The sequence below is a fragment of the Halomonas sp. H5 genome (assembly GCF_050613175.1).
In the GTDB taxonomy this organism is placed as follows: domain Bacteria; phylum Pseudomonadota; class Gammaproteobacteria; order Pseudomonadales; family Halomonadaceae; genus Bisbaumannia; species Bisbaumannia salifodinae.
Map to the genome: position 1 here is coordinate 1,741,121 of NZ_CP192510.1, position 12,818 is coordinate 1,753,938.

Annotated in this window: 11 protein-coding genes; 10 read left to right on the top strand and 1 reads right to left on the bottom strand. The window is 66.9% G+C overall.

All coding sequences use genetic code 11. The features are described from left to right. Nucleotide 1 precedes the first annotated feature (1 nt). From folC to ACQ1W9_RS08050, 7 genes are all read left to right on the top strand, one after another. Nucleotides 2-1,279 (top strand): bifunctional tetrahydrofolate synthase/dihydrofolate synthase, encoded by a 1,278-nt coding sequence (folC, locus tag ACQ1W9_RS08020; protein WP_431026110.1) that lies wholly within the window; start codon nucleotides 2-4, stop codon nucleotides 1,277-1,279. Between the two features lie 79 nt (nucleotides 1,280-1,358). Next, nucleotides 1,359-2,009, top strand: a complete 651-nt coding sequence (locus tag ACQ1W9_RS08025; RefSeq protein ID WP_431026111.1) for an SPOR domain-containing protein — start codon at nucleotides 1,359-1,361, stop codon at nucleotides 2,007-2,009. Between the two features lie 4 nt (nucleotides 2,010-2,013). After that, on the top strand, nucleotides 2,014-2,577 hold the full coding sequence (locus ACQ1W9_RS08030) for a CvpA family protein (protein WP_431026112.1): 564 nt from the start codon (nucleotides 2,014-2,016) through the stop codon (nucleotides 2,575-2,577). Nucleotides 2,578-2,659: 82 nt separating this feature from the next. Further along, entirely contained in the window at nucleotides 2,660-4,183 is a 1,524-nt protein-coding gene (purF, locus tag ACQ1W9_RS08035; protein ID WP_431026113.1) for an amidophosphoribosyltransferase, read from the top strand. Between the two features lie 10 nt (nucleotides 4,184-4,193). Then, a complete protein-coding gene (locus tag ACQ1W9_RS08040; protein WP_431026114.1) occupies nucleotides 4,194-5,390 on the top strand; it encodes an O-succinylhomoserine sulfhydrylase in 1,197 nt (398 codons plus the stop codon). A 180-nt stretch (nucleotides 5,391-5,570) separates the two neighbouring features. Then, on the top strand, nucleotides 5,571-6,116 hold the full coding sequence (locus ACQ1W9_RS08045; RefSeq protein ID WP_431026115.1) for a cytochrome b: 546 nt from the start codon (nucleotides 5,571-5,573) through the stop codon (nucleotides 6,114-6,116). A gap of 62 nt (nucleotides 6,117-6,178) precedes the next feature. Next, nucleotides 6,179-6,760: a YceI family protein gene (locus ACQ1W9_RS08050; RefSeq protein WP_431026116.1), complete on the top strand. Its 582-nt coding sequence runs from the start codon at nucleotides 6,179-6,181 to the stop codon at nucleotides 6,758-6,760. Nucleotides 6,761-6,825: 65 nt separating this feature from the next. Here ACQ1W9_RS08050 and ACQ1W9_RS08055 read toward each other — a convergent pair whose 3' ends face one another. Beyond that, nucleotides 6,826-7,617 (bottom strand): 2OG-Fe dioxygenase family protein, encoded by a 792-nt coding sequence (locus ACQ1W9_RS08055; protein ID WP_431026117.1) that lies wholly within the window; start codon nucleotides 7,615-7,617, stop codon nucleotides 6,826-6,828. 420 nt (nucleotides 7,618-8,037) lie between these two features. Here ACQ1W9_RS08055 and ACQ1W9_RS08060 point away from each other — a divergent pair, with 420 nt between their 5' ends. The 3 genes from ACQ1W9_RS08060 (at nucleotide 8,038) to ACQ1W9_RS08070 (ending at nucleotide 12,695) form a co-directional block, all read left to right on the top strand. After that, nucleotides 8,038-9,849 carry a putative bifunctional diguanylate cyclase/phosphodiesterase gene (locus ACQ1W9_RS08060; protein ID WP_431026118.1) on the top strand — a complete coding sequence of 604 codons (1,812 nt, stop codon included), beginning with the start codon at nucleotides 8,038-8,040 and terminating at the stop codon, nucleotides 9,847-9,849. A 128-nt stretch (nucleotides 9,850-9,977) separates the two neighbouring features. Continuing rightward, nucleotides 9,978-11,264 carry an MATE family efflux transporter gene (locus ACQ1W9_RS08065; protein ID WP_431026428.1) on the top strand — a complete coding sequence of 429 codons (1,287 nt, stop codon included), beginning with the start codon at nucleotides 9,978-9,980 and terminating at the stop codon, nucleotides 11,262-11,264. 171 nt (nucleotides 11,265-11,435) lie between these two features. Then, nucleotides 11,436-12,695, top strand: coding sequence for a D-amino acid dehydrogenase (locus tag ACQ1W9_RS08070; RefSeq protein ID WP_431026119.1), 1,260 nt, complete (start codon nucleotides 11,436-11,438; stop codon nucleotides 12,693-12,695). Nucleotides 12,696-12,818: the final 123 nt, after the last annotated feature.

A 12,818-nucleotide genomic window follows, 5' to 3' on the forward strand; every position in this document is an offset into this window, starting at 1 on the left:
GATGAGTGATACGCCCTCGACCCTCAACGCCTGGCTGGAACGCCTCGAACGCCAGCACCCGGTGAGCATCGACCTGGGCCTGGAGCGGGTGGCCAGGGTCGCCCGGCGCCTGGGCCTCGAGGCGGGCCCCATCGCCGAGCGGGTGATCACCGTGGCCGGCACCAACGGCAAGGGCTCCACGGTGGCCATGCTGGAGGCCCTGGGGCGTGCCCATGGGCTGAGTACCGCCAGCTACACCTCGCCGCATCTGCTGCGCTACAACGAGCGGCTGCGCTTCGATGGCGAGGAGGCCGACGACGTCACCTTGATCGCCGGCTTCGAGGCGGTGGAGGCGGCGCGCCTCGAGGGCGAGACGGTGAGCCTGACCTATTTCGAGGCGGGCACCCTGGCGGCGCTCTGGGCCATCGCCCGGCGCCGCCCGGCGCTTGCCATCCTCGAGGTGGGGCTCGGCGGGCGCCTGGATGCGGTCAACGTGATCGACCCGGACGTGGCGGTGGTCACCACCGTGGCCCAGGATCATGCCGCCTTCCTGGGCGATGACCTGGAGGGGATCGGCCGCGAGAAGGCCGGCATCCTGCGCCCGGGGCGTCCGGCGGTGCTGGGCAGCACTAGCCTGCCCGCCAGCGTGGCCGAGGTGGCCGATACGCTGGGGGCGGTGTGCCACACCCTGGGCGAGGATTACCACCGCGAAGCCGCCGGCGACGGCTGGGCCTGGCAGGGCCTGAATGCCGAGGGCGCAGCCCTGCGACTCGAGGCGCTGCCCGACCCGGGCCTGCCCCTGGACAACGCCGCCACGGCGCTCCAGGCCCTGGCGCTGGCGGGGGTGACCCTGAAGGCCGAGGCCTGTCGTCGGGCCCTGGCCGGCGTGACCCTGGCCGGGCGCATGCAGTGGCGGGGTCAGTGGTGCCTGGACGTGGGGCATAATCCCCACGCCGCGGCCTATTTGGCGGCGCGCCTCGGCGAGCGCCCCCTGGCATCGGGCGCCAGGCGCTATGCGCTGCTGGGCATGCTCGGTGACAAGGATGCTCAAGGGGTGGTAACGGAATTGGCCCCGGTGATCGATGGCTGGGTCTGTGCCACCCTGGAAGGGGAGCGGACCCGCACCGCCGCCGCCCTGGCCGAGGTGGTGCGTAGCGCCGGCGGCGCGGTACTCGCCGAGCTCGACTCGCCCCGGGCCGGCGCCGACTGGCTCGCCCCGCGGCTGGGCGAGGCCGATGAGGTGCTGGTCTGTGGCTCTTTCTTCACCGTGGCCGAGGTGCTGGCCGGCTGGCAGTCATGATCGTTACCCTGGTCGAGGTGCTGGCCGGCTGGGCCGCCACAACGATCCAGGATCGGGGGAGGTTCCGATGAAGTATGGAATGCGTGAGCGCCTGAGCGGTGGCTTGATCCTGGTTGCCCTGGGGGTGATCTTCGTGCCCATGCTGTTCGATGAGCCCGCGCCCCGGGAGGAGCGGCCGCGGCCGGTGCTGACCATCGAGCAGCCCATCGAGGTGGATCGCAACCCGGTGGCGGAACCCGCGCCCCCGGCGAGCCTCGAGGGCGAGCTCGAGGCCGAGCGCGGCGATGACGAGTCGAGTTCGTCGCTCGGGGTGACGGCGCTGCCCGAGGCGACGATAGCGGATGAGACGGACGAGTCGCCCGAGTCGCCCGAGGTGGCCGCCATCCCCGAGCCCCAGGCCACACCGGAGCCTGAACCGGCACCCAGTGAACCGGCGGCGGATCCCATCGCCGAGCTGGCCCAGGCCGCCCAGAACGGCGGGGACTCTCGGCCGCCGGCGGTCGGTGACTGGGCGGTGCAGGCGGGCAGCTTCGGCGAGCCGGCCAATGCCGAGCGCCTGGAGCGCCAGCTCGGTGAGCAGGGCTTCAACGCCTATCGGCGTCCCCGGGACAACGGCCTGACCACCGTCTATGTGGGCCCCTTCGAGAGCTCCGAGGCGGGGGAGCGGGCCCGTGGCGAGCTCAAGGAGAGGGCCAATATCCAGGGCCTGCTGATCCGGGTAAGGGAGTGACACCATGACGCTGACCTGGCTCGACTGGGCCTTCCTGGCGGTGCTGGCCATCACCATGCTCACCGGTTTCATGCGCGGCCTGGTGCGCGAGGCCCTGGGCCTGGGGGCCTGGATCCTGGCGCTGCTGGCGGCGCGTTTCCTGGCCGAGCCGGTGGCGGAGCTGTTGAGCGGGCTGATCGACAGCGCCGATGCCCGCCTGGTGCTGGCCTTTATCCTGGTGATCCTCGGCGTGGTGATCGCCAGCGGCATCGTGATCCGCCTGCTGCATGCCGCCGTGGAGTGGGTCGGCATGGGCGTCTTCAACCGGCTGATGGGGGCGGCCTTCGGCACCCTCAAGGGCGGTGCCATCCTGGTGCTGGTGACGATTCTGATTTCCCTGACGCCCCTGGCCCAGCTCGAGGCCTGGCAGCAGGCCGAGCTGCGCCCGCCCTTCGAGCAGTTGCGCGACTGGGCGGTGAGCCAGTTCGAGGCCTGGGAGTTCAACGAACCCGAGCGCCTGGAGCAGTGGCGCGAACTCTCCCTGCCGGACATGCGCGGCGGGGAGGCGGAGCCGACCGAGACCCCCTGAGGGCGGCGGCAAGAATTTACCGCCGCGGCCGTGGCCGCGGTGGGTCAATGCAAGCGAGTCAATGCAAGCGAGGTAAGGCGGAATGTGCGGTATCGTGGGCCTTATGGCCAATCAGGCAGTCAATCAGGCGCTCTATGATGCCCTGACGGTCCTCCAGCACCGAGGGCAGGATGCCGCCGGTATGATGACCTGGCATGAGGGCCGCTTCCTGCTGCGCAAGAGCAATGGCCTGGTGCGGGACGTCTTCCATACCCGCCATATGGCGCGCCTCAAGGGCAACCTGGGCATCGGTCATGTGCGCTATCCCACCGCCGGCTCCTCCAGCGAGGCGGAGTCACAGCCCTTCTACGTGAACTCTCCCTACGGCATCACCCTGGCCCATAACGGCAACCTGACCAACTCCGATCAGCTCAAGCAGGAGCTCTTCTCCACCGACCTGCGTCATATCAACACCAGCTCCGACTCCGAGGTGCTGCTCAATGTCTTCGCCCACGAGCTGGGCAAGCAGGGCCTCTACCTGTCGCCGGAGGATGTCTTCGACGCGGTGCGTCGCGTGCATCGGCGCTGCCAGGGCGGCTATGCGGCGGTGGCCATCATCAACGGCTTCGGCATGGTGGCCTTCCGCGACCCCCATGGCATCCGCCCGGTGGTCTACGGTGCCCGCCAGGACGAGGGTGGCCACCAGGAGGTGATGATCGCCTCCGAGTCGGTGGCCCTCGACGTGGGTGGCTTCGAGCTGCATCGCGACCTGGCGCCGGGGGAGGCGATCTTCGTCGACATGGCCGGCGCGATCCATACCCAGCAGTGCGCCGACGCCCCGACGCTCTCGCCCTGTATCTTCGAACACGTCTACCTGGCGCGCCCGGACTCCATCCTCGACGGCGCCTATGTGTATGGCACCCGCATGCAGATGGGCCGCAAGCTGGGCGATCGCATCCTGCGCGACTGGCCGGAGCACGATATCGACGTGGTCATCCCGATCCCCGATACCTCGCGCACCTCGGCCCTGGAGCTGGCCCAGCACCTGGGGGTCACCTTCCGCGAAGGCTTCATGAAGAACCGCTATATCGGCCGCACCTTTATCATGCCGGGCCAGACCCAGCGCAAGAAGTCGGTGCGCCAGAAGCTCAACGCCATCGATATCGAGTTCAAGGGCAAGAACGTGCTGCTGGTGGATGATTCCATCGTGCGTGGTACCACCTGCAAGCAGATCATCCAGATGGCCCGGGAAGCCGGCGCCAACAAGGTCTACTTCGCCTCCGCCGCGCCGCCGGTGCGCTACCCCAATGTCTACGGCATCGATATGCCGGCGGCCAACGAGCTGATCGCCCATGGGCGCAGCGAGGCCGAGGTGGGCGAGCTGATCGGCGCCGATCGCATCTTCTACCAGGACCTCGAGGACCTGAAGAGCGCCTGCCGCGAGGTCAACCCGGCGATGCAGGAGTTCGACTGCTCGGTGTTCGACGGTAACTATGTGACCGGTGATATCGACGACGCCTACCTGGCGGCCCTGGAGGCCTCGCGCAACGACAGCGCCAAGCAGCAGAGCGCCGGCGATCATGCCCTGGTGGGCATGCATAACCAGGACGACGATATCGACGACTAAGGGGCAGGTCATGGACCACAATCATCCGTTCGAAGCCGACTGGTCGCTGGAGACCCTGGCGATCCGCGCCGGCCACCGGCGCACCGCGGAGCAGGAGCATGGCGAGCCGATCTTCCCCACCTCCAGCTTCGTCTATGGCAGCGCCGCCGAGGCGGCGCGCAAGTTCGGTGGCGAGGAGCCGGGCAACGTCTACTCCCGCTTCACCAACCCCACGGTGCGCACCTTCGAGGAGCGCCTGGCGGCCATGGAAGGAGGCGAGCGCTGCGTGGCCACCGCCTCCGGCATGGCCGCCATCCTCTCTACCGCCCTGGCGCTGCTGAAGGCGGGGGACGAGATCGTGGCGTCGCGCTCGCTGTTCGGCTCCACCGTCAGCCTGTTCGACAAGTACCTGGGCAAGTTCGGCATCATCACCCGCTACGTGGAACTGGCCGACCTCGACGCCTGGGAGGCCGCCATCACCCCGGCCACCAAGCTGCTGTTCGCCGAGACGCCGTCGAACCCGCTCTCCGAGCTGGTGGATATCGCCGCGCTCGCCGAGATCGCCCATCGTCACGGGGCGCTGCTCGCCATCGACAACTGCTTCCTGACCCCGGCGCTGCAGAAGCCCCTGGCGCTCGGCGCCGACCTGGTGATTCACTCCGCCACCAAGTACCTGGATGGCCAGGGGCGCGCCATCGGCGGCGCCGTGGTGGGGCGCAACCAGGAGCTGGAGGAGCTGTTCGGGGTGGTGCGCACCTGCGGCCCCTGCATGAGCCCCTTCAATGCCTGGATCTTCACCAAGGGCCTCGAGACCCTGGGGCTGCGCATGCGTGCCCACTGCGACCAGGCCCTGGCCCTGGCCCAGTGGCTGGAGGCGCACCCGGCGGTGACCCGGGTCTACTACAGCGGGCTGGAGAGCCATCCCCAGCATGACCTGGCGAGCCGCCAGCAGCAGGGCTATGGCGCCGTGCTGGGGGTCGAGGTCAAGGGCGCGCGTGAGGGCGCCTGGTCGGTGATCGATGCCACCCGGCTGCTTTCCATCACCGGCAACCTGGGCGACGTCAAGACCACCATCACCCATCCCGCCACCACCACCCATGGGCGCCTGAGCGATGCCCAGCGGGAGGCCGCCGGCATCAGCCAGGGGTTGATCCGCATCGCCGTGGGGCTGGAGTCGCTGGAGGATCTCAAGGCGGATCTGGCCCGCGGCCTGGATGCCCTTTCATAGCGCCGCCCCGTTCCGGCACCGACGCTCGCCCTTCGGGGCGAGCGTCGTTTCGGGGCCTGGCCAAGAAGTTCCCCAGACACTGTTTCTTCCAGGGAAATAATCCCTTTACCCTCCCGGGGGTGTGTCCCCCTCGCCGAGTGATTAAGCTGCGCCTTATCGTTTCTCAAGAGGACGTCGAGGATGTGGCGCAATCACCGCAGCGGCTGGGGCTGGATCACCATCGCCATGCATTGGATCAGTGCCGTGGCGATCATCGGGCTCTTCGTGTTGGGCTGGTGGATGACCGACCTCGGTTACTATGACGCCTGGTACAACCTGGCGCCCTGGTGGCACCGCTCCCTGGGGATGCTCGTGCTGGGCTTGACCCTGGCGCGGCTGGTCTGGCGGCTGGTGCAGCCGGCGCCCCGGGTACCCGGCAAGCGTCTCGAGCGGTTGGCCGCCCACCTCGGCCATATCGGCCTCTATGGCCTGATGCTGGCGGTGATGGTCAGTGGCTACCTGATTTCCACGGCCAAGGGCCGCGGCATCGACGTCTTCGGCTGGTTCGAGGTGCCGGCACTGATCAGCGGCCTGCCCGACCAGGCGTCCATCGCCGGCGTCGTGCATTGGTATAGTGCTGTGGCGCTGATGAGTCTGGCCGGCCTGCATGCCCTGGCCGCCCTCAAGCACCACTTCCTCGGCCGCCATGACGTGTTGACGCGCATGGTGGTGGCACGTTCCCGCTGACCCCTTCGTTATCCTGTCCCCGGGGGCCCCGGGGACCGACGCTGAACCACAAGGAGTGATTTATGCTGAAGAAGACCGCCCTGGCCACTTTGGCCGCCGCCGCCCTGATTCCGCTGGGTCAGGCCCAGGCCGCCGACTATGTGATCGATACCGAAGGGCAGCATGCCTTCGTGCAGTTCAAGATCAGCCACCTGGGTTTCTCCTATATCCTGGGCAGCTTCGAGACCTTCGACGGCGGCTTCAGCTACGACCCGGAGAACCCCGAGGCGTCCGGCGTCGAGATGGAGGTGCAGATCGACAGCCTTAACACCAACCATGCCGAGCGCGATCGGCATATCCTCAGCGACGATTTCCTCGGCGCCGACAGCTTCCCCACCGCCACCTTCGTTTCCACCGGCTTCGCGCCGACCGGCGAGGGCGAAGGGCTGCTCAGCGGCGAGCTGACCCTCAAGGGGCAGACCCAGGCCATCGAGATGCCGGTGACCCTGATGGGCGAGGGCGACGACCCCTGGGGCAACTACCGCGCCGGCTTCGAGGGCAGCACCACCCTGACCCTGGCCGATTACGGCATCGACATGAGTGCCTTCCCCGAGGCGATGCACGAGCTCGAGCTCTACGTCACCTTCGAGGGCATTCGCCAGTAATCTCCCCTGGCTCGAACGAGAACGCTGGCTCCCTGAAGGAGCCGGCGTTTTTTTATGGCGATGGGTTATTGGGGATCGAGTACCGAATCCGGGAAGTAGCGCTTGAGCATCTTGTTCTGGAAGGGGTCCACGAAGCGACTGTTGATGATCACGATAAAGCGCTCGAAGGGGGCCTCCGGCGCCATCTGATGCAGGGCATCGGCGCTATGGAAGAGCCGGTCGTCGCGCAGGTGAAGGATCTCCCCCGGGGCCAGGGTATGCTCCATCAGTACCCGGCTGCCGGCCTTGTCGGCATAGGCTCGGCTGGTGCCCCCGGCCACATTGTCACGATTGAGTACCAGGATGCTCAGGAAGCGGCAACCATCGGCATGAATGCCCTGACCCTGGAGGGGGTCGTGGGTGCCCTTGCCACGCACCCCGGTGATCTGCATCAGGATCGGTTCCCTGGGACCGATGCCCCAGAGCCGTGCCCAGTGGCGCACGAAGTCGTGCACATCGGCGCGTTCCAGGAACTCTTCCTCCAGGCTCGGGTAGTAACGCAGCTTGTCGGCCATGCTGTCGGCATCGTTGAACCGCCCTCCCTGGGCCATGGGGCAGTCGCCCATCACCTCCACGGCGCCATCGTCGGCCACCGAGAACCAGGCCATGCGCTTCCAGCGGCGATTGACGTAAGGGTCCCGGGGCAGGGTCGCCAGGAAGCTACCCCAGGCGTCCAGGTCGAGGTGTGGTGAGACATCGGTGACGCACCAGTCCTGGTGAGTCAGGGTCCGGGACACCTCCGGCTGCCAGTAGGGAGCGGGAGTCTCGGCGATCAGGGTCGAGAGATCGAAACCGTGTTTAAGGCTTTCCTGTTTCATGGGTCTATCCTCATTGGGATGCCGCCGGGAGGCGGCGTCAGGATGGGAGCCGTTGCCGTGGCAACAGTTAAAGAGTGAAAACAAGTGATACGAAATGTCAAAGAAATGTATCTATGAGGAGGGGCCCATGAGGCGGCAGGAGCGCCTATCGAGAGATGATGCTGCGTTGGCAGGCCGCCGGGCGGATGCTCGGCGACCTGCTAGGTTAAGTAAGAAGGATTCCGCGCTATCCGGGCGCAATGCGGTAGAATTGCGCATTTCATTGACTGTGGATGGATGAGACTCGTGCCGGCAAAGTCCCGCCCAATACTCGGCCCGAGGGCCGGCTGGCTGTCTGTGGATCGCGTGGTGTTGATGGGGGTGCTCGGCGCTTTCCTGACCCTTGGGGGGATGGCGTGGCCGTCGCCGGGGATGAGCCTGGTGGCGGTCGTCGGTGCCCTGGTCACGGCACTGCTGTTGTACCGCTGGCCGTCGCAGCGTCGCCCGCGGAGCGATACCTCGCGTCAGCTGGTCGACGTGCAGCGCCGCCATAGCGAGAGCGAACAGCGCTTTCGTGCCCTGCTGGAGAGCCTGCCCAAGGTGGCGGTGCAGGGCTATGATCGCCAGCGACGGGTGATCTACTGGAATGCCGCCAGTACCCACCTCTACGGCTATCTACCGGAGGAGGCCCAGGGCCAGCTGCTGGAGGACCTGATCATCCCCGGGGTCATGCGCGAGGGGGTCATCAGTGCTCACCATGCCTGGGTGGAGCGAGGCATCGAGATTCCCGCCTCGGAGCTGGAGCTACGTCACAAGTCCGGTGCCCCGGTGGCGGTCTTCTCCCACCATGTGATGCTCGGTGAGCAGACCGCAGATCCCCTGATGTTCTGCGTCGACGTGGACCTTTCGGTACAGAAGCAGGCCCACCGGGACCTGGAGTTCGTGACTCGCTTCGACACCCTGACCCTGCTGCCCAACCGCCGCGCCTTCGAGACCGAACTGGAAGAGCGGTTGGAGAGTTGCCGACGCCAGGCCCATGGCCTCTCGGTGCTGTTTATCGACCTGGATGGCTTCGCCGAAATCAATGACGCCCAGGGCTATGCCCAGGGCGATATGCTGCTGCGTCAGGTGGCGCGACGGCTACGCAACTGCCAACGCAGCTCCGACCTGCTGTCGCGCTTCGGCAGCGACGAATTCGTGATGGCCTTCGGCCAGCTGCGCGACGATAGTGACGCCATGCGCCTGGTCGACAAGGTGCTGCACGCCTTCCTGCTGCCCTTTCAGGTCGGCGAGCGGGAGGTGCATATCACCGCGAGCCTGGGTATCAGCCTCTTCCCCGATAATGGCACCACGGCCCTGGAGCTGATTCACAACGCCGATGTGGCCAAGAATCGGGCCAAGCTCTCTGCCACCCAGCACTACTGGTTCTTCAATCAGAAACTCCAGGACGATCTGGTCCACGAGCATCAGATGGTGGAGCGCCTGCAGCAGGCGCTGCGCCTGGGCGAGCTGCAACTCTTCTATCAACCCCAGGTCTCGGCGGTGAGCGGTCGGGTGGAGCAGCTGGAGGCGCTGCTGCGCTGGTTTCCCCGGGAGGGTGGGGTGGTGTCGCCGGCGGAGTTTATCCCGGTGGCGGAGCGCTCCCAACTGATCGAGCGCATCGGCGATTGGGTCATCGAGGAGGCGTGTCGCCAGCGGGCGGAATGGAAGAACGAGGGCCTCGGCGACTACCGTATCGATATCAATCTGTCCGGGCGCCAGGTGGCGCATCCCGAACTCTTCACCCGACTCGAGGCGGCCCTGGAGCGATATGGCCTGGAGCCCGCTGACATCGGTATCGAGCTCACCGAGAACGTGCTGATCAAGGCCAATACCGGCCTGCTCGACAACCTGCGGCGTCTCTATCATCGCGGTATGAAGATCGCCATCGACGACTTCGGGACCGGCTACTCTTCGCTGAGCTACCTCAAGCTCTTTCCGGTGACCTCCCTCAAGGTGGATCGCAGCTTCGTGCATGATGCCCCGGATCAGCCCAGCGACCGGGCGATCATGGCGGCGGCGGTATTTATCGGCCATCAGCTGGGCCTGGAGGTGGTGGCCGAGGGGGTCGAGAACGAGGAGCAACTGGAGCTGGTGAGGGACCTGGGCTGTGACCTGGTACAGGGCTACTACTGCTTCAAGCCGATGACCGCCGAGGATACCCGCCGCCTGTTGGGGGCCCTGGTGGTGGATGGCGATGGCCTGACCAACTGACGCGACCTGCCTCCGAGGGGGAGAAGCGGTACACTAGCCGGCTAACGTTTTACCTCGGAGCCATCGTGTCCGCATCCACCGTTTCCTCGGCGAGCCTGGCCCGCCAGCTATGGCGCCAGACCTGGCCCATGACCCTCGGGGTGCTGGCCCTGCTGGGCTTTCAGCTTACCGACAGTGCCTTTATCGCCCGCCTGGGCACCGCGCCCCTGGCGGCGCAGGCCTACACCTTCCCCCTCAGTTTCCTGATTATCGGCATCCAGGTGGGCCTGGGGATCGCCATCGCCGCCCTGATCTCCCGGGCCCTGGGCGCCGGCGAGGCGCAGCGGGCCCGCCGCCTGGGCAGCCTGGTGCTGCTGCTGGGTGCCGCGGTGCTGGGTGGCCTGGCGCTGTTGCTGTGGCTGATCCAGGCGCCCGTCTTCGCCCTGCTGGGGGCCGATGCGGCGACCCTGGGCCTGATCCACGCCTACTGGGCACCCCAACTGTTGGCCGCCTGGCTGGGGGCCCTGCTCTATTTCTTCTATAGCCTGTTTCGCGCCCATGGCGATACCCGCCTCCCCGGCAAGCTGATGGTGGTGACCAGCCTGGCCAACCTGGTGTTGGACCCGCTGCTGATCTTCGGCCTGGGCTCCTGGGAGGGGTGGGGCCTGCCCGGCGCCGCCTGGGCCACGGTAATGGCCTTCGCCCTGGGCTTGGGGATCGTCGCTCGGCGCCTGGCCGGCCAGGCCTGGCTTGCCGTCGAGGGACTGGCCGAGGAGGCGCGGCGCTCGGCGCGGCCCTTCCTGGGCATCGCCGGGCCGGCCATGGTAGGACAGTTGATGCCGCCCCTGGCGGCCATGCTGGCGATCGCCGTGGTGGCCACCCTGGGGGAGGCCAGCGTGGCCGCCTGGGGCCTGGCTAGCCGCCTGGAGACCCTCTCGCTGGTGGTGGTGCTGGCGCTGACCATGTCGTTGCCGCCCTGGCTGGGGCGCTGCTATGGCGCCGGGGACTGGGCCCAGGTCGATCGCCTGATCCGCCTGGCGATGCGGGTGGTGGTGGGCTGGCAGCTGGTCCTGGGCGGCCTGCTGGCACTGCTGGCCCCCTGGGTAGCGGCGGGGCTCTCCGGCAGCCCCGAGGTGCAGGAGGACCTGGCCCTGTTGATTCGCTACCTGCTGCCCAGCTATGCGCTGCTGGGGGTGTGCATGCTGATGGTCTCGGCGGGCAATGCCCTGGGCTGGCCGCTGCGTTCCATGCTGATGTCGGCGGCGCGCCTCTTCCTCTGCTATCTGCCTTGCCTGTGGCTGGGGGCGCGATTGGGGGACCTGGTGGGTCTGGCGGTGGGCGCGGCGCTGGGCAATTTGCTGGCCGGGGCCCTGGCCTGGCAGTGGAGTCGGCGCCTGCTGCGGGCGCGAATGAGTAGGGTAGTGGAAACAAATTAAAAACACTGTTCTATAATAAAATAGGGCCATGTTTTTAAAAATCTTTAATTTAAAAGCATGATTAAAACTTAGTATTTGGAATATCTTCCTGTCGTTGCCGACCTATACTGCGGCCATTGCGCCGGCAGTCGCCGGCCAACCCGAACAATGGCATGACAAGAGGGGTAGGCGATGAAGGTCCTGATTCTCGGCAGCGGCGTCGTGGGTGTTACCAGCGCATACTATCTGGCCCGTCAGGGGCATGAGGTCACGGTGGTCGATCGCCAGGAGGCGCCGGCCATGGAGACCAGCTACGGTAACGCCGGCCAGGTCTCCTTCGGCTTCTCCTCCCCCTGGGCCGCGCCGGGGATTCCCCAGAAGGCGGTCAAGTGGATGTTCCAGGAGCACGCCCCGCTGAAGATCCAGCCCAAGATGGATCCCTCCATGGCGCGCTTCATGATGCAGATGTTCAACAACTGCACCGCCGACCGCTATGCCGTGAACAAGGAGCGCATGGTGCGGGTGGCGGAATACAGCCGCCACTGCATCGATACCCTGCGCGCCGATACCGGCATCCGCTACGAGGATCGCCAGCGCGGCTTGCTGCAGCTGTTCCGCCACGACTACCAGGTGGAGGCCGTGGCCAAGGACATGAAGGTGCTGGCCCAGTGCGGCGTGCGTCATGACCTGCTCGATGCCGAGCAGGTCAAGGCGGTGGAGCCGGCCCTCAACCGGGTGCCCGGCAAGTTCGTCGGCGGCCTGCACCTGCCGGATGACCAGACCGGCGACTGCCACCTCTTCACCAACCGCCTGGCCGACTACTGCCGCGACCAGCTGGGCGTCGAGTTCCGCTTCGGCGTGACCATCGAGCGCATCAAGCGCAGCGCCGGCCGGGTGGAGAGCGTGGTGACCAGCGCCGGCGAGCTCACCGCCGACGCCTATGTGGTCTGCCTGGGCAGCTTCTCGCCGATGCTGGTCAAGGACCTGGATATCCGCCTGCCCATCTACCCGGTGAAGGGCTACAGCCTGACCATCCCGGTGGTGGACGACGGCGGCGCGCCCCAGTCCACGGTGATGGACGAGACCTTCAAGGTGGCGATCTCGCGCTTCGACGACCGCATCCGGGTCGGCGGTACCGCCGAGCTGGCCTCCTACGACCTGAGCCTGCTGGAGAAGCGCCGCGCCACCATCAGCATGGTGGTGAAGGATGTCTTCCCCGAGGGCGGCGACATGGCGCGGGCGGAGTTCTGGACCGGCCTGCGCCCCATGACCCCGGACTCCACGCCGATTATCGGCGGCACCAAGTATGACAACCTGTGGCTCAACACCGGCCATGGCACCCTGGGCTGGACCATGAGCTGCGGTTCCGGTCAGCTACTCGCCGACCTGATGAGCGGGCGCCGTCCCGGCATCGATCCCAAGGGACTGGACGTGGCGCGCTACGCCGCCTGAGCCCCTCGCCCAAGAGGCAAACGGCCCCGCCAATTGGCGGGGCCGTTTTGCGTTGGGGCGCGATATTTACCGATGACACAAGCTGGGTGGACGCTGGGGGCGAAGTCTTCGCGAGGCGCTGTA